Raw genomic sequence first — 23765 nt, forward strand, 5'->3', positions numbered from 1 at the left:
GCCGCCCACCGTGCCCTTCCAGGGTGACGGTGCCGGTCGTACCGGGCGGGGTGTGCACGCGGGCGTCGTGCCCCGCGGGCCGGTCGGGGGGCGCTGCCCGGGCCTGTCCGCCGCCCGGCGCGCGTACGGCGAAGGGCCGTACCCCCGGCACCGGGGATACGGCCCTGAACAGCTGTGCCGTGCCGTACCGCTTACTTGCGGATCAGGCTGCGCAGCACGTACTGCATGATGCCGCCGTTGCGGTAGTAGTCGGCCTCACCGGGGGTGTCGATGCGGACGACCGCGTCGAACTCGACACCGGTGTCGGTGGTGACCTTGACCGTGCGCGGCGTGCGGCCCTCGTTCAGCTCGGTGACGCCGGAGATGGAGAAGGTCTCCTCACCGGTCAGGCCGAGGGACTGGGCCGAGGCGCCCTCCGGGAACTGGAGCGGGAGCACGCCCATGCCGATGAGGTTCGAGCGGTGGATGCGCTCGTACGACTCGGCGATGACGGCCTTGACCCCGAGCAGCGCGGTGCCCTTGGCCGCCCAGTCGCGGGACGAGCCGGAGCCGTACTCCTTGCCGGCCAGGACGACCAGCGGGATGCCGGCGGCCTGGTAGTTCTGCGAGGCGTCGTAGATGAAGGAGACCGGGGCGCCCTCCTGCGTGAAGTCGCGGGTGTAGCCGCCCTCGGTGCCCGGCGCGATCTGGTTGCGCAGGCGGATGTTGGCGAACGTACCGCGGATCATGACCTCGTGGTTGCCGCGGCGGGAGCCGTAGCTGTTGAAGTCGCGGCGCTCGACGCCGTGCTCCGTCAGGTACTTGCCGGCCGGGGTGTCGGCCTTGATGGCACCGGCCGGGGAGATGTGGTCGGTGGTGACCGAGTCGCCCAGCTTGGCGAGGACGCGGGCGCCGGCGATGTCCTCGACCGGGGCCGGCTCCATGCCCATGCCCTCGAAGTACGGGGGCTTGCGGACGTAGGTGGACTGCGGGTCCCACTCGAAGGTGTTGCCCGTCGGGACCGGCAGCGACTGCCACTGGGCGTCGCCGGCGAAGACGTCCTCGTAGGACTTGGCGAACATGTCCTCGCCGATGGCGTTGGCGACGACGTCGTTGACCTCGGCCTCGCTCGGCCAGATGTCCCTCAGGTAGACCGGGTTGCCGTCCTGGTCGGTGCCGAGGGCGTCCCGGGTGATGTCCACCTTCATGGAGCCCGCGATGGCGTACGCGACGACCAGCGGCGGGGACGCCAGGTAGTTCATCTTGACGTCGGGGTTGATGCGGCCCTCGAAGTTCCGGTTGCCGGAGAGGACCGAGGTGACGGCGAGGTCGTGGTCGTTGACGGCCTTGGAGACCTCCTCCGGAAGCGGGCCGGAGTTGCCGATGCAGGTGGTGCAGCCGTAGCCGACGAGGTTGAAGCCCAGCTTGTCCAGGTACGGGGTGAGGCCGGCCTTCTCGAAGTAGTCGGTGACGACCTTCGAACCCGGGGCGAGGGTGGACTTGACCCACGGCTTGCGGGTGAGGCCCTTCTCGACGGCCTTCTTGGCGACCAGGGCGGCGCCGATCATGACGTACGGGTTGGAGGTGTTGGTGCAGGAGGTGATGGCCGCGACCGTCACCGCACCGTGGTCCAGCTCGTAGGTCGTGCCGTCGGGGGCGGTGACCGGGACCGGGTTGCTCGGCGCGCCGTTCGGGGCGACGGCCGGCGCGTCGGAGGCCGGGAAGGACTCCTGGCCCGCCTCGTCCACGCTGTCCACGTAGTTGCGGACGTCCTGCTTGAACTGCTCGGCGGCGTTCGCGAGGACGATGCGGTCCTGCGGGCGCTTCGGGCCGGCGATGGACGGGACGACGGTGGAGAGGTCCAGCTCCAGCTTCTCGGAGAAGTCCGGCTCGGCGGCCGGGTCCAGCCAGAGGCCCTGCTCCTTGGCGTAGGCCTCCACCAGGGCGACCTGCTGCTGGGAGCGGCCGGTCAGGCGCAGGTAGTTCAGGGTCTCGTCGTCGATCGGGAAGATCGCGGCGGTGGAGCCGAACTCCGGCGACATGTTGCCGATGGTGGCGCGGTTGGCGAGCGAGGTGGCGGCCACGCCCTCGCCGTAGAACTCGACGAACTTGCCGACGACGCCGTGCTTGCGCAGCATCTCGGTGATGGTGAGCACGAGGTCGGTGGCGGTGGTGCCGGGCTGCAGCTCACCGGTGAGCTTGAAGCCGACGACGCGCGGGATCAGCATGGAGACCGGCTGGCCGAGCATGGCGGCCTCGGCCTCGATGCCGCCGACGCCCCAGCCGAGGACGCCGAGGCCGTTGACCATGGTGGTGTGCGAGTCGGTGCCGACCAGGGTGTCCGGGTAGGCCTTGCCGTCGCGGACCATGACGACACGGGCCAGGTGCTCGATGTTCACCTGGTGGACGATGCCGGTGCCCGGCGGGACGACCTTGAACTCGTCGAAGGCGGTCTGGCCCCAGCGCAGGAACTGGTAGCGCTCCTTGTTGCGGCCGTACTCCAGCTCGACGTTCTGCTTGAAGGCGTCGTTCGTGCCGAACTTGTCGGCGATGACGGAGTGGTCGATGACCAGCTCGGCCGGCGCCAGCGGGTTGATCTTGGCCGGGTCGCCGCCCAGCTCCTTGACGGCCTCACGCATCGTGGCGAGGTCCACGACACAGGGCACGCCGGTGAAGTCCTGCATGATCACGCGGGCCGGCGTGAACTGGATCTCCTGGGAGGGCTGGGCCTGGGAGTCCCAGGTGCCGAGGGCGCGGATGTGGTCGGCGGTGATGTTCGCGCCGTCCTCCGTGCGGAGCAGGTTCTCCAGCAGGACCTTGAGGCTGTACGGCAGGCGGGCCGAGCCCTCCACCTTGTCCAGCCGGAAGATCTCGTACGACTCGTCGCCCACCTGCAGCGTGCTGCGGGCGTCGAAGCTGTTCGCCGACACGACAGTCTCCTTCATTGATGTGCGCGTACCACCGTCAATCGTGCCGCCACGCCGGCTTGGCCGAACCAGTGAGGTGAGGCTAAGTTAGGCTTGCCTTACTGGAGTGGCGGCTACGGTGCGCCTCGGCAGATATCTCGATGTCGAGATAACTCTAGTACATGGGCGCGGCTCGGTCATGCCCGACCCGGCCCCGGGACGCCCGCACGTCGCGCGTCGCGCCCGCAGCCGCGGACCCTCCCGGCCGGCGAGGCCCCGCCGACCGGGGCGCACCGCCCCTTCTCGCTCCCCAGGCGCACCGCCCGGCGACCGCGATCCGGCACCGCACGGCCGCCGCCTCCGCGCGAGGCCGCGCCGTACGGTCCACAACGAGCCCGCACCGAGCCCTTCCCCACTCCGTCCGATGTCATATGACATCGACGGATTTGCCCGACCTTTCCGGTCACGCAGCGTGCCTTCCTCCGACCGGTCCTGACGGTCCGTCACCGGCATCACCCGAATGGACCCCCTGACGGGCGCCATCTCATATCTGAGATAGCCTCAAGCTCATGTCAGACGACTACCTCGTACGCATCGGCAAGCTCATCCGTGACGCCCGGCAACACCGGGGCTGGACACAGGCGCAGCTCGCGGAGGCGCTCGGAACCAGCCAGAGCGCGGTCAACCGCATCGAGCGCGGCAACCAGAACATCAGCCTTGAGATGATCGCCCGAATCGGTGAAGCCCTGGACAGCGAGATCGTGTCGCTGGGCTACGCGGGACCGATGCATCTGCGCGTGGTCGGCGGTCGCCGTCTGTCCGGCGCCATCGACGTCAAGACCAGCAAGAACGCGTGCGTGGCGCTGCTGTGCGCCTCGCTGCTGAACAAGGGGCGCACGGTGCTGCGCCGGGTGGCGCGGATCGAGGAGGTGTACCGCCTGCTGGAGGTGCTCAACTCCATCGGCGTGCGCACCCGCTGGATCAACGACGGTGTCGACCTCGAACTCGTCCCGCCCGCCGAGCTGGAGATGGGCGCGATCGACGCCGAAGCCGCCGTCCGCACCCGCTCGATCATCATGTTCTTCGGCCCGCTGCTGCACCGCATGGACCACTTCAAACTGCCGTACGCCGGCGGCTGCGACCTCGGCACGCGGACCATCGAGCCGCACATGATCGCGCTGCGCCGGTTCGGCCTGGACATCGCGGCCACCGAGGGCCAGTACCACGCGCAGGTCGACCGCGCGGTCCGCCCCGACCGGCCGATCGTGCTGACCGAGCGCGGCGACACCGTGACCGAGAACGCGCTGCTGGCCGCCGCCCGGCACGACGGCGTCACGGTCATCCGCAACGCCTCCTCCAACTACATGGTCCAGGACCTGTGTTTCTTCCTGGAGGCGCTGGGCGTCAGGGTGGAGGGCATCGGCACCACGACGCTCACCGTGCACGGCGTGCCGGACATCGACGTCGACGTCGACTACTCCCCCTCCGAGGACCCGGTCGAGGCGATGAGCCTGCTGGCCGCCGCCGTGGTCACCGAGTCGGAGCTGACGGTGCGCCGGGTGCCCATCGAGTTCCTGGAGATCGAGCTGGCGGTCCTGGAGGAGATGGGCCTCGACCACGACCGGTCGCCGGAGTACTTCGCGGACAACGGCCGCACCCGCCTGGTCGACCTCACGGTCCGCCCCTCCAAGCTGGAGGCGCCGATCGACAAGATCCACCCGATGCCGTTCCCCGGACTGAACATCGACAACGTCCCGTTCTTCGCGGCCATCGCCGCGTCGGCGCAGGGTCAGACCCTCATCCACGACTGGGTGTACGACAACCGGGCGATCTACCTCACCGACCTCAACCGCCTCGGCGGACGGCTCCAGCTGCTGGACCCGCACCGGGTGCTGGTCGAGGGCCCGACCCGCTGGCGCGCCGCCGAGATGATGTGCCCGCCGGCCCTGCGTCCCGCGGTGGTCGTGCTGTTGGCGATGATGGCGGCCGAGGGCACGTCGGTGCTGCGCAACGTGTACGTCATCAACCGCGGCTACGAGGACCTGGCCGAGCGCCTGAACTCGATCGGGGCGCAGATCGAGATTTTCCGGGACATCTGAGGGCCGTCGGAAACAGCGCCGTCATCCCCTTCCTGACTCGCGTGCAGGCGAGGCGGGCGGGGGTGTGGCGGCGCCACCCACCCGAGGCGGCGTGGGCACGCCTGCCTAGCAGGTCCACCTTGATGCCTCCGGCGTTCACGCGCACGCGCCAAGCGCTGCTGGGCGGCTTTGGCGGCACGGCGCGCGGCGAAACCAGGGAGGGTTCAATCCCTCACGGGGACCGCCGCCCCCTGGCTCGCCGACCCAGGGTGAGATTCGGCGACTCACGCCATTCGCCTCCTGGATGACCGAAGCGGCCATCAGCGTGCGAGGCTTCGAGCCACATAGGTCATGTGCTGAACGCTCCCCACGCGATTCCAGACGGTGTGGTTGCCCGTGCTGGTCATGCCCAGGCTCCGGTCTCGCAGCCACCGCTCCCCTGCGGTTGCCCCTGGGCCTCGGAAGTCCGTGAGGCGGGTGAGGCATCGTGCGGCCTCCCGGTTGCTGTCGTCGTACTGCGTACCGTGCGGCACCTTCGACAAGTGGTAGGAGCGGGCGGTCGTGTACCGGAGGACACCCCATGGCGGGCCCCCGTTGCGAGCGGGCGGAACCTGTGCGGCATAGGTGGCGGGATGGACGCTGTAGTCGCCGTACGTCAGTCGGGAAAGATAGGTACGGCCGCTGTGCTGGATCTCCTCCCAGGTCTCCCAGTCCGAGCGCGCCGCCTCGTACAGGACACCTTCCCGGAAGTCGGATGGCGGATCGGGAAAGCCACCGGCCATGACAGTCACTGTGCGCCATGAGATGAGCGGGACGAGGGCGTCCAGGGCGCGCAGCGCCTCCTTTGCGGCATCGGGACGGTCCGGCAGGACGGTGCAGAGGTCGATGAGCAGGTCGACGGGGCAACTCGGCGGAAGTAGATCCAGCAGTCCGAGGATTTCCGACATCGTGCCGTCGTTCCAGGCGGCGGGAATCCGCACACGCATGCCAAGTCCGTCCTGGCGTCGTCGTGCCACAGCGAGGGCCAGCGACTGCTGTGCTCCTGGGCGGCCCGGTCCCGTGACGGGCCACAGGTTGCGGTGGTCCCACCAGCCGGGAGTGAGCGCGTCGGACAGAATGCCGGCTTCGACGTCGTCGGCGAACGGCGCATCAAGCCAGCCGGAGCCATGGCGGTGTGCGGTGGCGATGTCACCAGCCTCCTTCCTGATCCGCTGGGTCAGCGGCCTCGGCAGGAAGCCGGGACGAGGTGGCAGTGTCCACAGCGGAGCGGTCCGGCGTCGTATGTCCGGCGACAACGCCCGGTAGGCGGACACGGCATGCGGCCGAGTCGGCAGCACGGGAACGTACAGCGGTACGGACATGGGCGTCCCCCTCGGCACTGCCCGTGCACGGTTTCAGTCACGTTCCTTCAGGGTGAAACCATCGAGGAGGCCCGAAAAGGGCGCCAATCAGTCAACTCTCGCCTTTACCGCTTCGAACCTGCCTCCCGACCGGCTCGGAAGGAGGTTCGGCACGCGCCTCGGGCGTCTGCTCGCGGCTGACACGGTCCGCATCCAGTACCGCCGGCGTGCGGGGAGCGTTCTTCGTGTTGACATCGTCAACAGAAAGATGTGATGCTCATCAACAGGTGAAGGTATACGCTCTCTACGCAATGTACCCACCTTGTGTGCGACGGGTGAAGCGGGGAGGGCCAGTGGGCCAGGAGACGGTCGACGGACGGTTCCGGATCACCGGGGTCCTGGGGCGCGGGAACATGGGCGAGGTGCACCGGGCCCAGGATCTTCAGGCCGCCCCGGACTCCCCTCACCAGGAGGTCGCGGTCAAAACCGTGCTGCGTGCCCGGACCGGAGTCGCCGTCGACGCATCGGGGGCGAGCAAGGAAATCGACCGGTTCCGCCGCGAAGTGCGGATCATGCGCATGCTCTCGCAGGGCCACCCCAACCTCACCCTGCTGATCGACGGTGGCGTGGACCGGACAGCAGGCGGCAGTGGCCTGCCCTACCTGGCCATGGAGCTGCTGGACGGCCATCCGCTCGCGGACCTCATCGACGAAGAGCCTCAGCTGCCCGTCTCCTGGGTCGCGGCCATTGGGGCGCAGATCGCCGCGGGACTCGCCGCGGCGCACACCGCCGGGGTCGTCCACCGCGACCTGAAGCCGGCCAATGCGATGCTGACCCGCGACGGCACCGTCAAAATCCTCGACTTCGGCATGGGCTCCGTCGTCGACGATCCCGACCAGACGCGGCTGACCAGCACAGGGGTCAGCGTCGGCACGGCCCGGTACATGGCACCCGAACAGTTCCGCGCCGAGCGGGTCTCGGCACCGGCCGACCTCTACGCGCTCGGCTGCATCCTGTACGAGCTGCTGATAGGACGGCCGCCCTTCTCCGCCAGAACCCCCTACGAGCTCTCCGAGCAGCACCAGCACGAGAAGCCGCCGCGGCTCACCCTGGTGCGTCCGGACCTGCCCGCCGAGCTGGTCCGGCTGGTGGAACGCCTCTTGGAGAAGGAGGCCGAAAACCGGCCCGAGAACGCAGCCCTGGTCCGTGAGGCGCTGGTCCCGCTCGCGCTCGCACCGGACGACACGGCCGCCCTCCTGGCGCCGCACTGGGAGGTGATGGACCCCGTGGCACGGCTGCGCGCCCTGCTCCCAGAGCCTGCCCCCGCCACCCCCGCCCCCGCGCCGCGCAGGGAGCCGCGCCTGCCCGAAGCGATGGACGTCTTCGGCATCCATGCCGACCTGATCAGCGAGTACGAGGACTTCACCAAGAGCGCGACGGTGATCCGGGACGCCCGCATCTCCGGCTTCGTCGAGGACGACCTGCGGGCGAAGTCGCAGTGGCCCGACCCGTGGCTGTCACTGAACCCGTTCTTCGCCGACGGCGGCCAGGTCACCGACCTCGTGCGGGACGGAGTGCTGCACCCGAAGTGCGCGGAGATCTTCCAGGCCGGCAAGAAGGAGACGTCGCCGCGCCCCGACGGCCGCCCGCTGACCTTCCACCTGCACCAGCGGCAGGCGATCGAGGCCGCGCAGGCGGGAGACTCCTACGTGCTCACCACGGGCACCGGTTCGGGCAAATCGCTGTCGTACATCGTCCCGATCGTCGACCACGTGCTGAAGGAGCGTCAGGCGGCGGGTCCGGACGCCGGCGGCCGGGTGCGCGCGATCGTCGTCTACCCGATGAACGCGCTGGCCAACTCGCAGCTCGGAGAGCTGGAGAAGTATCTGCGCCACGGTTTCGGGAAGGGTCGCGAGCCGGTCACCTTCGCCCGCTACACCGGCCAGGAGTCCGACGAGGACCGGCGGCAGCTGCGCAAGAACCCGCCGGACATCCTGCTGACCAACTACGTGATGCTGGAGCTGATGCTGACCCGGCCGGACGACCGGTCCAGCCTGATCCGCATGGCCGAGGGGTTGCAGTTCCTCGTCTTCGACGAGCTGCACACCTACCGGGGCCGGCAGGGCGCGGACGTGGCGTTCCTGATCCGCCGGGTGCGTGAGGCCTGCCGCGCGTCCGCGACCCTCCAGTGCATCGGCACCTCGGCGACCATGTCCACCGAGGGATCGTGGGAGGACCAGCAGCGCGAGGTGGCCAAGGTCGCCGGCCGGCTTTTCGGTACGACGGTGCTGCCGAAGCGGGTCATCGGCGAGACCCTGGTCCGGGCGACCGAAGAGGCCCCCGAGTCCGTGCCCGCCGAGCGGCTGCGGGTGCCGGCGGCGCCCCGCTCGTACGAGGCGTTGACGAAGGACCCGCTGGCCCGCTGGGTGGAGTCCCGGTTCGGTCTGGAGCGCGAGGCGGGCACGGGGCGGCTGCGTCGCTGTGCCCCGGGCACCGTCGAGGAGGCGGCGGCCGAGCTGGCCGCGCAGTCCGCAGTGCCCGAGGAGAGCGTGCGCGAGGCGATCCGCACGACCCTGGAGGCGGGCGCGCAGGCCAAGCACCCGGTCACGGAGCGGCCGCTGTTCGCCTTCCGGCTGCACCAGTTCCTCTCCAAGGGCGACACCGTCTACACGACGCTCGAAGATCCGCTGACCCGGCCGCTCACCCGCACCTACCAGCTGGAGCAGCCGGACAGCGACGGCAAGCCCCTGTTCCCCCTGGCGTTCTGCCGGGAGTGCGGCCAGGAGTACCTGACCGTCTGGCGCACCGAGGACGGCGGAGCGTTCCGGTACGAGCCGCGCCGGGACACCTCCGCCTCCGGGGGCCGCGAGGGCGAGGGCTATCTGTACCTGGGCATGCCCGGCGAGGACTACGAGTGGCCGGCCGACCCGCAGAAGGCCGTGGACGACCGGCGGTTGCCGGAGTCGTGGCTGGAGTCGGACGCCCAGGGTGTGACGGTCGTCAAGAAGTCCTACAAGCCTCGTCTGCCCAAGCGTGTCGTCGTGGACGCCTACGGAAACGAGTCGGGCGAGGGGCTGGTGGCGGCGTTCGTCCCGGCGCCGTTCCTGTTCTGCGTGCACTGCCAGGTCTCCTACGAGCAGACCCGCGGACGGGACTTCGCCAAGCTGGCCACCCTGGATCAGGAGGGACGTTCCTCGGCGACCTCGCTGATCTCCGCGTCGATCGTGAAGTCCCTGCGGGCGGTACCGGAGGAGAGCCTGAGCAAGGAGGCGCGCAAGCTCCTCACCTTCGTGGACAACCGGCAGGACGCCTCGCTCCAGGCCGGACACTTCAACGACTTCGCTCAGGTGACCCAGTTGCGTGGCGCCCTGTACCAGGCCACGGTGCAGACCGGCGAGGAGGGGCTGCGTCATGACGACCTCGCCGAGGCCGTCACCGAGGTCATGGGCCTCACGCCCCGGGAGTACGCGGCCGGCACGGACCTGCCCCCCTCGATGGAGCGCCGGGCGACGAAGGCTTTCCGGGACGTCGTCGGCTACCGCCTGTACCGCGACCTGGAGCGGGGCTGGCGCATCACCATGCCGAACCTGGAACAGACGGGCCTGCTGCGGATCGACTACGAGGACCTGGACTGGATCGCCGCCCGCGCCGAGCGCTGGCAGTCCGCGCACGCCGTGCTGCGCGACGCCGACCCGGCGCTGCGCGAGGAGGTCGCCCGTACCCTGCTCGACCACATGCGGCGTGCCCTCGCCATCGACGTGCAGTATTTCCGCGACGACTTCGACGTCTTGCAGCGGGCGAGCGAGGAGCGCCTCACCGGACCATGGGTGCTGAGCGAAAGCGACCGCCCCGTCGTCGGGACGGCCTATCCGTACGGTTCACGCCCCGGCATGGAGCGCTCCGCGCTGTTCCTGTCGGCACGCGGCAAGTTCGGCAAGTACCTGCGGCGAAACATGCCCGAGCTGCGCGACCTTCCCCTCGACGACGTGCAGTGCGTCATCGAAGACCTGCTGAAGGTGCTGCGGGACGCGGACCTGGTACGCGAAGTCGAGGCGACCCCCGAGCACTCCGGCCCCGCATACCGTCGCCGCGCGGCGGAGAAGCGCACCGGTCACCGGGTGTCGGCCGCCGCCTTGATCTGGCGGGCCGGGGACGGCGAGCGGGGCGCGATCGACCCACTGGCGCGCACCTACAGCAGCGGCGAGGGCCCCCGCGTCAACCCGTTCTTCCGCGACCTGTACCGCACCGCGGCCGCTGAACTGGCCGGCCTCTACGCGCGGGAGCACACGGCGCAGGTCACCCCCGAGGACCGGCTGGAGCGCGAGCGGCAGTTCCGCGACGCCGAACTGCCCCTGCTGTACTGCTCACCGACGATGGAGCTGGGCGTGGACATCTCCTCGCTCAACGCCGTGCTGATGCGCAACGTGCCACCGACCCCGGCCAACTACGCGCAGCGCTCGGGCCGGGCGGGCCGTTCGGGTCAGCCCGCGCTGGTGACAACGTACTGTGCGACCGGCAACAGCCATGACCAGTACTACTTCCGCCGGTCCCAGGACATGGTGGCGGGACAGGTGGCCCCGCCGCGCCTGGATCTGGCCAACGAGGATCTGGTCCGCTCCCATCTGCAGGGCATCTGGCTGGCGGAGACCGGGATGAAGCTCGGCACCGCGATCCCGGAGGTCATCGACGTCGCCTATGACCCCGACGGCAACGACCGCCCCGATCCGCACATGCCGCTGCCGCTCCGACCCGACATCCTCAGCAAGTCCCTGGACGAGGACGCCCGCAGACGCGCGGCCACGACCGCCCGTACCGTCCTCGCCCCGCTGATCGCGGATTTCGAGTCGACCACCTGGTGGTACGACGAGTGGATCGAGGACCGCATCGAGCGGGCCCCACAGGAGTTCGACGCCGCCTTCGACCGGTGGCGCGAGCTGTTCCGCGCAGCCGTCATCGACCAGTACGAGCAGAACAAGCGCGTCGTCGACCACACCCTCTCCCCGGGCGAGCAGAGCCGGGCACGCAGTCGTCGGCGGGAGGCCGAGACACAGACGAACCTGCTGCTGAACCGCTCCGTTGACAGCAAGTCGGTGATGAGCGACTTCAATCCGTACCGCTATCTCGCCTCCGAGGGCTTCCTGCCGGGCTACAGCTTCCCGCGGCTGCCGCTGGCCGCCTACATCCCGCGCTCCGGCAACCGCCGCAACGCCGACGGCGACTACCTCCAGCGTCCCCGGTTCCTCGCGATCCGCGAGTTCGGCCCCGGCGCGCTCATCTACCACGAGGGCGCCCGCTACCAGGTCACCCGGGTGCAGCTGCCGCCGGACGCCTCGGGCGAGCTGGCGACGGCGGAGGCCAGGCGGTGCGACGGCTGCGGCTACCACTACGCCGTCAGGCCCGGCTCCGACACGTGCACGATGTGCGGCGAGGAGCTGCGCGGCAAGCGCACCGGCCTGCTGCACCTGCACACCGTGTACACCACCCCCCGCGAGCGGATCTCCTCGGACGAGGAGGAGCGCCGCCGGGCCGGCTTCCGCCTGGAGACCTCGTACGCGTTCCAGGATCACGGTGCCCGCAAGGGACGCCTGACCTCGCATGTCACCGACGCCGACGGGGCGCCCCTCCTCGACCTGGACTACGGCGACTCCGCCACCGTCCGGATCACCAACCTCGGCCGCGTCCGCGACAAGGAGGGGGAGCCGGACGGCTACTGGCTGGACCTGGGCGACGGCCGCTGGCTCAACGACCGGGCCGCCGCGGACGCCATCGAGGGCACCGGCATGCCGGTGGTCGACGAGGACGGCAACGAGAAGCGCCGCAAAAAACGCGTCCTGCCCTTCGTCGAGGACCGCCGCAACATTCTCGTGGTCACCCTGGAGGAGCCGCTGCCGGAGCCGGTGGCCCTGTCGTTCCTGTACGCGCTGGAGCGGGGCATCGAGGCGGCGTTCGAGCTGGAGGACTCCGAGCTGACCGCGGAGCTGCTGCCGCCGGATGACGGCCCGCGCCGCCGCATGCTGTTCACGGAGGCCGCCGAGGGCGGAGCCGGTGTCCTGCGCCGCGTCCAGCACGACAAGGACGCCCTTGCCGAAGCCGCCCGAACCGCCCTGGAGATCTGCCACTTCGATCCGGACACCGGCGAGGACGAAGGTGGTCCGGAGGACGGCGAGAAGTGCGCTCGCGGCTGCTACGCCTGCCTGCTGACCTATGCGAACCAGACCCACCACCGCCAGCTCAGCCGGCACGCCGCCCACCCTCTCCTCGTGCGGCTGGCCCACGCTCGGACCCGGCGGGAGGACCGTGGCGAGTCCCGCAGCGAGCGCTTCCGCAGGCTCGCCCCGACAGCCGCGTCCCAGAACACCGCCTCGCCGACCCCGGTGGAGGCCGATCTGGCGGCTCTCGTCGCCCGGGGTGATCTGCTCGGCTGGCTGAAGGCGAAGGGCTACCGGCTGCCGGACGAGGTCAATGCCTTCGTCGATGGGGCGGCAGCGCGCCCCGACCTCGTCTTCCGCCTGGACGGCGCCAACCTCGCGGTGTTCGTCGACGTCCCCGGCCGCACGGCCGACTCCACCCGCGACCTGGAGGCCGGCTACCGCCTGGAGGACGCCGGCTGGGACGTCCTGCGGTTCCCCACGGACGCGGACTGGGACACCCTCGTCGAGCACAACGCCGCCTATTTCCACCTGCGCTGACCGCCGCGCCTCTCTCGACCCCAAGGAAACCGAGACATCTCATGAGCCTGACGTACACAGCCGGCTCCCTGGTCGCCGCCCGTGGCCGGGAATGGGTGGTGCTGCCCGAGAGCGCCCCCGGCATGCTGGTGCTGCGCCCCCTGGGCGGGAGCGAGGACGACATCGCGGCGGTCTTCCCCGCCTTCGAGGAGGTGCGGCCGGCCGAGTTCGCGGCACCGAGCCCGGCCGACCTGGGCGACCAGCGGGCCGCCGGTCTGCTGCGCACGGCGCTGCGCATCGGGTTCCGCTCGGGTGCGGGCCCCTTCCGCTCCCTCGCGTCGATCGCTGTCGAACCCAGGGCCTACCAGCTGGTCCCGCTGCTGATGGCGTTGCGGCAGCGCACCGTGCGGCTGCTGATCTCGGACGATGTCGGCATCGGCAAGACCGTCGAGGCAGGCCTGATCGCAAAGGAGCTGCTCGCCCAGGGCGAGGCCTCCCGACTGGCGGTGCTGTGCTCTCCCGCCCTGGCCGAGCAGTGGCAGTCCGAGCTGCGGGAGAAGTTCGGCATCGACGCCGAGCTGGTCCTGGCCTCCACCGTGACCCGCCTTGAGCGCGGTTTGGAGCTGGGCCTGTCCCTGTTCGACAAGCACCCCTGCACGATCATCTCGACGGACTTCATCAAGTCGACCCGGCACCGCGAGGACTTCGTACGGCACTGCCCCGACCTGGTGATCGTCGACGAGGCCCACACCTGCGTGGCGGCCGACGACACCACGCAGGGCGGTACGTCGTCCGCGGCGAACCAGCTCCGCTACGAGCTGCTGCGCAGGGTCGCCGCGAACGCCGACCGGCACCTGCTCCTGCTCACCGCGACGCCGCACTCCGGCAAGGAGTCCGCGTTCCGCAACCTGCTCGGCCTGGTACGGCCCGAACTCGCCACGCTGGACCTCGAGTCCCCGGCGGGGCGCGCGAAGCTCGCTGAGCATTTCGTGGCCCGCAAGCGCGCTGACGTACGCGACTACCTCACCAAGGAGGACGGCCTCGCGGACGACTCCCTTGCGGAGCGGACGGTCTTCCCGTCCGACCGCTGGACCAAGGATGAGCCGTACAAGCTGACGCCCGCCTACCGCGCGCTCCTCGATGACGCCATCGCCTATGCGCGGGACCGCGTCGAGGCGGCCGGGGAGCAGGGCAGGCGGGAGGCCCGGATCGCCTGGTGGTCGGTGATCGCGCTGCTGCGTTCGATGGTGTCCTCACCCGCGGCCGCGGCCCAGACCCTGAAGACGCGTTCCGAGTCCGCCGCCGCCCGCACCGCGCAGGAGGCGGACGTGCTGGGCGCCCCGGTGGCCGCCGACTCGGCCGAGAACGACCGGCTGGAAGGCATGGACGTCGCGCCGGGCGCCGCCGAGTCGGAGGAGGCGGGTGCCCGGCTGCTCGAACTGTCCGAGCGGGCGGCGCAGTTGACCGGCCCGGCCGAGGACGCGAAGCTGAAGGCGCTCACCCGGCATCTGAAGGGCCTGATCGCCGACGGCTACCACCCGATCGTCTTCTGCCGTTACATCCCCACCGCCGAGTACCTCGCCGAGCAGCTCGACGGCAAGCTCGGCAAGAAGACGAAGATCGCCGCGGTGACCGGCACCCTCTCCCCGCAACAGCGTCTGGAGCGGATCGAGCAGCTCGCCGCCGAGTGCGCCGAGGAGGCCGGTGACCCCGCCGTCCGCCGGGTGCTGATCGCGACGGACTGCCTCTCCGAGGGCGTCAACCTCCAGCACTACTTCGACGCCGTCGTCCACTACGACCTCGCATGGAACCCCACCCGCCACGACCAGCGGGAGGGCCGCGTCGACCGCTACGGCCAGAAGCGGGACCAGGTCCGCGTCATCACCATGTACGGCGAGGACAACGGCATCGACGGCAAGGTCCTCGAGGTGCTGTTCAAGAAGCACCGGCAGATCAAGAAGGACCTGGGCATCTCCGTCTCCGTCCCCGACGAGACCGCCTCCGGCGTCACCGACGCCGTCGTGGAGTGGCTGCTGCTGCACGGACGGCAGGGCAGCCAGGAGAGCCTGTTCGAACTGCCCGGTCACCAGGAGTCCTTCGACCGCGTCGAGCGCGAGTGGACCTCGGCCGCGGAGCGCGAGAAGACCTCCCGTTCCAAGTACGCCCAGCGTGCCATCCACCCGGAGGAGGTGGCCCGCGAGGTCGCCGCCGTACGGGCCGCACTCGGCGGCGCCGAAGAGGTGCGCGAGTTCACGCTGGAAGCACTGCGCGACCTGGACGCACTGGTCCGCGACCCGCGTGACGGCAGCGGCGACTTCACCGCCCAGCTCGGTGGCGCCCCCGCCGGCCTGCGCGACGCGCTCGCCGCCACGCTCGGCGGCCGGCTGATCGAGGAGGACCGGGAGATCCCGTTCCGTGCGTCACCGGCGATCGCCCGTGGCGAGGCCGCGCTGGTCCGCACGGACCCGGCGATCGGCGCCATCGCGTCGTACGTCCTGGACTCGGCGCTCGACGCGAACACCCCCGGCCCCCGCCCGGCCCGCCGCTGCGGTGTGGTCACCACGGACGCGGTGACGATCCGCACGACACTCCTCCTGGTCCGCTACCGCTTCCACCTCGCCCTGCCGTCCCGCACCGGCGAGCGCCAGCTGGTCGCGGAGGACGCCCGTCTGCTCGCCTACGAGGGCATGCCGTCGCGCGCCCGCTGGCTGGACGAGGACGCGGCCAGCGCGCTCCTCGCGGCCCGCGCCACCGCCAACACACACGAGCAGTCGGCCCGCAACCACATCACCCGCACCCTGGACGGCCTGCCGGACCTCTCCGGCCACCTCACCGAGTACGGCACGCGTCTGGCCGCCGAACTCGACGCCTCGCACCGCCGCGTGCGCAAGGCCAACGAGGAGATCGTCCGTGGCCTGAAGGTCGTCCCGCAGGAGCCCGCCGACGTCCTCGGCGTGTACGTCTACCTGCCGCAGCAGCCCGCCTCTACCGTGTCCGGAGCCGAAGCCTGATGCCCGTCGCCGCCACCCGCACCGCCCTGGCCTTCACCGCCGTCACCACGGTCGGCGGACTGCTCCCCGCCGACATGCTCCTGCGCATCGCCGAGGCGCGGAACCTGCCGGGCACCAAATCCGCCGACTACGGCCTGCCCGCGTCGGTACCCGTGCGCGACGAGGCCGAGCGCGCCTGGGAGTACCTCAAGCCGCTCTGGCGCGACCTGCGCACCGCCCTGCCCTCCGACCCGAACACCGGTGCCCCGGCCGCGGACCCGACCGGCCGGGCCGGCACCGACTGGCTGGCCCAGCTCTTCCGCAAGCTGGACTTCGGCGCACTGACGGAGGTCGGCGCGGCCGGCATCCCGGCCGACTCGGACCCGGAGAAGCGCTTCCCGGTCTCCCACCGCCACGGCCCGGCACTCATCCATCTGATTCCCTGGAACCAGGAGCTGGACAAGCGTCCGGCACCCGGACAGGTCCCGGCCCAGTCCATGCTCCAGGACTGCCTCAACCGCACCGAGGCCCACCTGTGGGCGATCCTCACCAACGGCCGCCGCCTGCGCCTGCTGCGCGACTCCTCCTCCTTCTCGACCGCCGCCTACGTCGAGTTCGACTTGGAGGCCCTCTTCGACGGCGAGCTGTTCAGCGAGTTCGTGCTGCTGTACAGCCTGCTGCACGCCTCCCGCTTCGAGGTGCCGGAGGAGGCGACTCCTTCGGGGTGCTGGCTGGAGAAGTGGCGTACGGAGGCCGTCACTTCGGGGGCGCGGGCGCTGGACCAGCTCCGGCTGGGCGTGCAGAACGCGCTGACCGTGCTCGGTACCGGCTTCTTGCGGCATCCGGACAATGTCCGGCTGCGGGAGGACGTCGATCCGAAGGCGCTTCGAGATGCTCTGTTGCGGCTCGTCTACCGCATGTTGTTCGTCTTCGTCGCCGAGGACCGCGACGCGCTGCTCGACCCGAACGCCGGCGAGCCGCAGCGTGAGGCGTACGCGCGGTACTTCTCCTCGGCGCGGCTGCGGGAGCGCGCGCGACGCCGTCAGGGTACGGCTCATGGTGACCAGTACGAGGCCCTGCGGATCGTCCTCGACGCGCTGGGCACGGAGGACGGACGTCCGGAGCTGGGCCTGCCCGGTCTCGGCGGTCTCTTCACCCCCACCGATGCCGATGCCCCGCTGGACGGCCTGAAGCTGTCCAACGAGTCGCTGCTCTCCGCCGTACGTCACCTGGCCCAGGTCCGCGACGCGGGCGCGCGCCGCTGGCGGGCGGTCGACTACCGGCACCTGGACGCGGAGGAACTGGGCTCGGTGTACGAGTCCCTGCTGGAGCTGGAGCCGAAGCACTCGGCGACGGACCGCTCGTTCGAGCTGATCGAGGTGGCGGGCAACAGCCGTAAGACGACGGGCAGTTACTACACTCCGTCCTCGCTCATCGAATGCCTGCTGGACACGACGCTCGACCCCGTCATAGACGACGCCGTCAAGCGGGGTGAGCAGCGGGCGGCGGAGGCCGGCCACCCCGACCCGACGGATGACATGATCGATGAGCTGTTGTCTCTGACGGTGTGTGATCCGGCTTGCGGGTCCGGGCACTTCCTTGTCGCGTCGGCCCGCCGCATCGCCAAACGGGTGGCGTCCGTTCGTGAGCGCAACCCGGAGCCGACGGTCGACGCGATGCGTCACGCCCTGCACGAGGTCGTCGCCCGGTGCATCTACGGCGTCGACCTCAACCCGATGGCCGTGGACCTGGCCAAGGTTTCCCTGTGGCTGGAGGCCCTGGAGCCGGGCAAGCCGCTCGGCTTCCTGGACGCCCATGTGAAGCAGGGGAACGGCTTGATCGGCGCGACGCCGAAGCTGCTGGCGGAGGGTGTACCGGACGACGCCTTCAAGCCGATCGAGGGCGACGACAAGAAGCACGCGGCCGGCCTCGTCAAGCGCAACAAGGCCCAGCGGGGCGGGCAGGACGAGCTTCTGTTCGACACGGACACGCTGCCCGGCAACGAGCGGTACGCCGCCGAGCTCTCTCGCATCATCGCCGCCCCCGCCGATGACCTGAAGCAGGTGCGAGCGCAGGAGTCCGCCTACCGTGCCTACACGGAGTCGGCCGCGTACGTGCACGACCTGCACGCTGCCGACGCGTGGTGCGCCGCGTTCGTGTGGCCCAAGCACGAGGGTGCGCCGGAGGCGCCGACCGACCAGGTGTTCCGGGCGCTGCGTGGGCGTGACCAGTCGGCTGTGCCGGATGCCACGCATGCGGAGATTCTGCGGCTGCGGAACCAGTACAGCTTCTTCCACTGGCATCTGGAGTTTCCGGAGGTGTTCTCCGTTCCGGAGTCGGGGGCGGGGGTTCAGCCGGGGACGGGGTGGGCCGGGGGGTTCGACGCGGTGGTGGGTAACCCACCGTGGGAGCGGGTGAAGCTTCAGGAGCAGGAGTTCTTCGCTCAGCGGTCCCCGGAGATCGCCGCAGCGAAGAATACGGCGGCCCGCAGGCGGCTCATCGCCGCCTTGCAGAAGGACCCGGACGGCACGCGACTCTACGACGAGTTCGAAGCCGCCAAGCGGCGTTCGGAGGGCGAGAGTCATTTTCTGCGGGTCAGCAACCGCTGTCCCCTGACGGGACGTGGCGACATCAACACGTATGCGGTCTTCGCAGAAACCGACCGTATTCTGACCAGCACGCGCGGGCGAACGGGCGTCATCGTCCCGACCGGAATTGCAACGGACGCAACGACGCAATTCTTCTTCAAAGACCTGGTAACGAAGGGAAATCTCGCGGCGCTCTACGGCTTCGAGAACGAGGAAAAAGTATTCCCCGGCGTCCACCACAGCGTAAACTTCGCCCTTTTTTGCATGACAGGCTCAGGCTCCCCCGACGCCTCCATTTCCATCGCATTCCGAATCCGCCAAGTGCCGCAGATCACCGAGCGTGCCTACACCTTGACCGGTCGCGACATTCAGCTCCTGAATCCGAACACCGGAACGTGCCCCGTCTTCCGACGTCGCCGCGACGCGGAGATCACCCTCGGCATCTATCGACGCGTTCCCGTTCTGATCAAACAGGCCGACGGATCGTCGGTGAACCCGTGGGACGTCAACTTCGTGCGCATGTTCGACATGTCTACCGATTCCCATCTCTTCCGCCCGAGGGCCCAGAACGACGAAACTTTCGAAGACCTCCTCAAGGCCGGCTGGGAACTCGACGGGAACGTCCTGGTTCGCGGCAAGGAGCGACTGCTCCCGCTGTACGAGGGAAAAATGCTCCACCATTACGACCATCGCTTCTCCACATACGAAAACGCCACCGAGAAGCAGCTCGCCGTGGGCACCCTTCCCCGTTTCACGACGGAGCAGCACGAGAATCCCGAGGCAGTCCCGATGCCGCGCTACTGGGTTCCGGAGCAAGACATCCCCACGGGAGCTTTTGACAGGAATGGACAGGAGACGAAGGCAGCAGGCGCGCGAAGTCGCCTGACTGTAAAGGGATGGGATCGGGAGTGGGTTTTGGGGTGGCGCAACATTGCACGCACTACAGATGAACGCACCATGATCGTCTCTGCTGCACCGCGCCGCGGATTCCAGAACTCCTTCCACCTTGCACTTCCTCGCGCAACCAGCAACGCACCTCTCTTGGGTGCGGTTCTGTCCTCAATGGTGTGTGACTACTGCGTCCGGCAAAAGGTGGGCGGAACCAACCTCACATACAACTACGTCGAGCAATTCGCCGTTCTTTCTCCAAGCCAAATTTCTCCGCATTCCTCCTTCGTGACCCCTCGCTTCCTTGAGCTCACCTACACTGCTCACGACATGAGCCCCCTTGCTCGCGACCTCGGTGACACCGGGGCCCCGTTCCGCTGGGACGAAGACCGGCGCACAGTCATCCGCGCCGAGCTGGATGCCTTCTTCTTCCACCTTTACGGGATCGACCGTAACGACACCGCATACATCTTGGACACCTTCAACGTCACCCGCGACAACGACATCAAGGCGCACGGCGAGTACCGCACCAAGAACCTGATCCTCGCCGAATACGACCGCATGGCCGCCGCCGGCCTCACCCTGGAGAACCCGCTCGTCGAGGGCGAGTCCGGCACCTACCGCTCCACCCTCACCCCGCCCCCCGGCCAGGGCCCCCGTCACAACTGATCCTGGAAGCAACACCTCGTGGTCCGCAGAAGCCAGACCAGCAACCCGCGCTCGATCGTCGTCCTGACGTCGGGCGCGGACTGGGGCACGCGTGCAGCCGGGCAGCGGCGGAGCAGCGGGGCCGAGTCACCCATACCCCGACGGCAGCCTGCGAAGATCAGGGCTTTGCAGCAGACCATCGAGGCGCTCCGCGTTGCCCTCAACAAGAAGCGCTGGCATGAGGCGCGTTACGCACTCAGCCGGGCGCGGGCCCTCACCAACGCCCTCCCCGCCGATGTAGCCGTGCAGGAACGCGAGCAGCTTTCGGCACTCCGCAGGATGTACGCGGCACGCAACACCCCAACCGCCAAGAAGGCCCAGCAAGCGAAGTCGAAAGCAGTCGGGCGTGCCGGCGGCAAGAAACCCGCCGCGAAGAAGTCCACGGCCAAGAGCGCGGCACAGACGCCGAAGCCGGCACCTGTGCGCGACCTCGGTGACCGTTTCATCAACCGCGCGAACCTCGGCTACGGCCCCACGAACGAGGCCAAGGGCTCCCGGACGCGGTGAGGGTGTGCCGCCCGCCACTCCAGCGGACGGCACGCCCTCAAGTCGCTCAGCGCTCCGACGCGAAGTGCTCCAGAACGTGCTCCAACTGCTCGCGCCATACCTCGGCCGCCACCTGCCCATCCGTCAGCAGGGAGTGTCGGCGCCCCGGTCGGCCCCTTCACGCAGCTGCTGTCGTCCACGCGGCGCGGCGCCCGTCCGGCCCGGTTGCTCGCCGTGACCGAACTGCGGTGTCGATCCCCTCGAACGGCAGGCGGTTGTGCTGCGGTGGCTCGGCGGTACGGCCCCGCGGAGCTGCGTTCTGCGGGGCAGCCGCCGCCTGGGCTCCGTACTCGGCCGACCTCCGGGCTTCCAGCCCGCGCCGTCACCGCTCGACAAGCACCCATGTCCGCGCACGCGCCTCCGCCGGCATCGGGCACGTCGTGCTCGCGGTGCCGCGACCCCGCACGAGGTCGCGGGCACTGCCGCACCCGCGGCCAAGTGAGTCCGAGCGCCCCTACGACTCCGCGGGCAGCGCGGGGAACACCACCACCGAGCCGTCCTTGTCGCGGGCCATCTCGATCGCCACGTCCGTCGCACGGCTGTCGACCACGGCGCCGTCGCCCAGCCGGTGAATGCGGTGGGCCGCGACCATGAGGCGATCGACTTCACTGGTCGTGTAGACGGGTCGCAATCCGCTCGGGCGTGCCAGCTCCAGCGCCGACAGGCGTTGCAGGACACCGGCGATGCCCGACTCCATCGCGTCGAGGCGATGCTGGTCGACCTTGAGTGCGCGGACGAAGTTCTCGAACAGGTTGCCGGGGTCGCTCTGGGCGTGCTCGACGGCCTGGAGGACGTTGACCCGCCTCTTCAGCGCGACGGCCAGGGTGGCGAGTTCGAGGTGGGCGCGGAACATGCCGCCGTCCTCGTCGACGCCGGGGAACGACTTGGTCAGTGTGCCGATCTCGACGGCCTTGCCGTCGGGCAGCTTGTCGAGTGCGTGCTGCCACTTGGCGAGGCGGCGGTCGGCGGAGCCCAGCGCCGTGTTGATGGCGTGCACAGCTGAGTCCAGTCCCAGAGAGGCACCGAGCTTGCCCTGGTCGAGCAGAACGGCGGTGGCTTTGGCGATGGCATCGCGGCAGCCGTCGAGTGCGCTGTACTCCTTCTCCAGCTCGTGTTCCTGGAGTTGCTCCAGCAGCTCCGTGATGTGCTCGATGGCCTGCTGGCGCTTGTGGTCGGCGTGCGCGCTCACGCCCACCGCCACGGCCATGAGCACGAGCGGCGCGGCCACGGTGAGCGCCGTTCCGCCGACGGCCGCGGCGCCGGCTGTCACACCGGCTCCACCGGCCGTGCCCGCTGCTGCCGCCCCTCCGACCGGTACGAATCTCGCTTTGGCGGCGATTCTGCCCGTCGTCGAGTTCACGAGTTCACCGAAGATGCCACTGGCCGACCCCTTCGGCACCATCGGGCGCACGACGCCCTGCCCCAACTGGGCGGCCACCTTGGCGGGAACCACCATGCGGTACAGGCCTTCGCCGGCAGCCGTCGCCCTGGCCGCCGTGGAGGAGCTGCGCGCTGACTGCGTGATGAGCTGCGACAAGTGCTGAGCCAAGGGACTCGCGGCGTCGAGGGAAATGCCTCGGCTGCGGTCGAGCTCGTCGGGCAGCGGATGTGCCTCCAGGGTGGTGATCGGCTCGTCGGCCAGGGCGGCCAGCACACTGCGCAGTTCAGCCACACGCTCGGCCGTCATCGGCCCGTCTCCGGTCACGTCGGGCACCCGGACGTCACCGGTCGCCAGCGTCCACACCGGAACGGTGGCCTTGTGGTAGTCGATCATCGTCTTCCCTTGTTTTCCCGAGACAGCCTACGGCTGACGTCCGACAAGAACTGGCGCCCGTCAGTCCAGCAGCCGCTCGGCGCGATCCGGGACGCCGCGGAGGTGCCGGCCACCGGCCACCATGGCGTGGAGGAGGCGATGGGCTTCGGTGCGGTGGATCTGCCCGGCCACAACGACGCGCCGTCACCCTGTGCGCACCCACCCGCCCAGCCCCTCCAGGTGCCGGGGCAGTCTGCTGCCCTGCCAGCCCAGCACCAGCCGCTCCCGGGCCCGGGTGATCATGACGTAGTACGCCATACGCAGGGTCGCCGACGTGGGATCGGTGCCCGAGTCGGACTCCGCGTCGGCGATGACGACGGTGTCGAAGTCGAGGCCCTTCGCACTGGCGCGGTGGACGAGGACGACGCCCGGGCGAGCGAGGTCGAGGTCGCGGTAGCGGCCGGAGGAGGCCGCCGAGCTGTACAGCTGGGGTTCGTTGGCGAGGCCGGCGCGTTCCAGGCGGCGCATCTGGTCAGCGGCCGTACCCAGGGAGTTGACGATGACGCCGATCCGGTGCCGCGGTTGCCTCGCCGCCATGGTGGCGATGTCGTCGGCGAGGTCCTTGCCGCCGGTGTAGTGACGGACCACGGGCCGGGCGCCGCTGCGGAAGGGGAAGTCGGGACGGGTGCCGCCGGTGCGGAAGTGTTCGGCGAGGGAGGCGATCTCGCGGGTGTTGCGGTGATTGCCGGAGATCCCGGCCCGTCCGGTCGAACGGCCGAGGGCGTCTGCGATCTCCTCGAGGGTGGAGTTCGTCTCGGTGAGGCGCTGGCATTCGTCGGCGAAGACGGTGACGGAGGCGGCGGCGAGGCGGGCCAGCCGGTAGAAGCCCGGGGACAGGTCCTGACCTTCGTCGACGACGAGGTGGGGGGCGGCCGCCCCGTCCTCACCGAGGGTGTCCGCGGCCCGGTGGGTAAGGGCTGTCCAGTCGAACCAGCCGTCCTCGGTGCGCGGTGCGTCCCGGCCGAAGCGGCGCTGGATCCAGCCGTGCACGGTGACGGCCTCGACCGGGGCACCGGGGACCTTGAGTCCCTGGAGCGTGTCGCGCAGGAGCTGACGGAGGAGGTTGGAGCGCGACAGCAGCAGCGTGGGCCGGCCGGTGAGGGCGAGGTGGACGGCGCGGTGTGCGGCGAGCAGGCTCTTGCCGCTGCCGGGCGGCCCGCTGACGACGTGGCTGCCGGTCAGCGGCAGGGCATCCAGGCAGTCGCGCTGGGCCGGCGTGAGGTCGGGGTGAAGGACGGGGGTGTTCGGGGTGGTCATGGGT

Annotated in this window: 9 protein-coding genes; 5 read left to right on the forward strand and 4 right to left on the reverse strand. The window is 69.8% G+C overall.

Translation table 11 applies throughout. From position 1 onward, the window contains the following. Nucleotides 1-191: 191 nt before the first annotated feature. Nucleotides 192-2909 carry an aconitate hydratase AcnA gene (gene acnA, locus AB0L21_RS11580; protein ID WP_365783550.1) on the reverse strand — a complete coding sequence of 906 codons (2718 nt, stop codon included), beginning with the start codon at nucleotides 2907-2909 and terminating at the stop codon, nucleotides 192-194. Between the two features lie 545 nt (nucleotides 2910-3454). On the opposite strand from acnA, the gene AB0L21_RS11585 reads away from it, so the two are divergent. Then, entirely contained in the window at nucleotides 3455-4984 is a 1530-nt protein-coding gene (locus AB0L21_RS11585; protein ID WP_365783552.1) for a UDP-N-acetylglucosamine 1-carboxyvinyltransferase, read from the forward strand. A 299-nt stretch (nucleotides 4985-5283) separates the two neighbouring features. Here AB0L21_RS11585 and AB0L21_RS11590 read toward each other — a convergent pair whose 3' ends face one another. Continuing rightward, entirely contained in the window at nucleotides 5284-6324 is a 1041-nt protein-coding gene (locus AB0L21_RS11590; protein ID WP_365783554.1) for a hypothetical protein, read from the reverse strand. 332 nt (nucleotides 6325-6656) lie between these two features. On the opposite strand from AB0L21_RS11590, the gene AB0L21_RS11595 reads away from it, so the two are divergent. The 4 genes from AB0L21_RS11595 (at nucleotide 6657) to AB0L21_RS11610 (ending at nucleotide 20652) form a co-directional block, all read left to right on the forward strand. Further along, entirely contained in the window at nucleotides 6657-12992 is a 6336-nt protein-coding gene (locus AB0L21_RS11595; protein ID WP_365783556.1) for a protein kinase, read from the forward strand. A gap of 41 nt (nucleotides 12993-13033) precedes the next feature. Then, on the forward strand, nucleotides 13034-15982 hold the full coding sequence (locus tag AB0L21_RS11600) for a DEAD/DEAH box helicase (protein ID WP_365783558.1): 2949 nt from the start codon (nucleotides 13034-13036) through the stop codon (nucleotides 15980-15982). Continuing rightward, nucleotides 15982-20106 (forward strand): DNA methyltransferase, encoded by a 4125-nt coding sequence (locus AB0L21_RS11605; RefSeq protein ID WP_365783560.1) that lies wholly within the window; start codon nucleotides 15982-15984, stop codon nucleotides 20104-20106. The genes AB0L21_RS11600 and AB0L21_RS11605 overlap by 1 nt, the downstream gene beginning before the upstream one ends. A gap of 165 nt (nucleotides 20107-20271) precedes the next feature. Continuing rightward, entirely contained in the window at nucleotides 20272-20652 is a 381-nt protein-coding gene (locus AB0L21_RS11610; protein WP_365783562.1) for a hypothetical protein, read from the forward strand. 493 nt (nucleotides 20653-21145) lie between these two features. Here AB0L21_RS11610 and AB0L21_RS11615 read toward each other — a convergent pair whose 3' ends face one another. Together AB0L21_RS11615 and AB0L21_RS11620 are read right to left on the reverse strand one after the other, a co-directional pair. After that, a complete protein-coding gene (locus AB0L21_RS11615) occupies nucleotides 21146-22465 on the reverse strand; it encodes a hypothetical protein (RefSeq protein WP_365783565.1) in 1320 nt (439 codons plus the stop codon). 183 nt (nucleotides 22466-22648) lie between these two features. Then, nucleotides 22649-23761 (reverse strand): hypothetical protein, encoded by a 1113-nt coding sequence (locus AB0L21_RS11620; protein WP_365701281.1) that lies wholly within the window; start codon nucleotides 23759-23761, stop codon nucleotides 22649-22651. Nucleotides 23762-23765 lie beyond the last annotated feature (4 nt).

This window comes from Streptomyces sp. NPDC052721, assembly GCF_040678315.1.
Lineage (GTDB): Bacteria > Actinomycetota > Actinomycetes > Streptomycetales > Streptomycetaceae > Streptomyces.

Bases quoted from the DNA above. Each gene is read 5' to 3' on its own strand.
- AB0L21_RS11605 (WP_365783560.1), top strand. From the start codon at position 15,982: ATGCCCGTCGCCGCCACCCGCACCGCCCTGGCCTTCACCGCCGTCACC.
- AB0L21_RS11585 (WP_365783552.1), top strand. From the start codon at position 3,455: ATGTCAGACGACTACCTCGTACGCATCGGCAAGCTCATCCGTGACGCC.
- AB0L21_RS11620 (WP_365701281.1), bottom strand. From the start codon at position 23,761: ATGACCACCCCGAACACCCCCGTCCTTCACCCCGACCTCACGCCGGCC.
- AB0L21_RS11615 (WP_365783565.1), bottom strand. From the start codon at position 22,465: ATGATCGACTACCACAAGGCCACCGTTCCGGTGTGGACGCTGGCGACC.
- AB0L21_RS11590 (WP_365783554.1), bottom strand. From the start codon at position 6,324: ATGTCCGTACCGCTGTACGTTCCCGTGCTGCCGACTCGGCCGCATGCC.
- AB0L21_RS11600 (WP_365783558.1), top strand. From the start codon at position 13,034: ATGAGCCTGACGTACACAGCCGGCTCCCTGGTCGCCGCCCGTGGCCGG.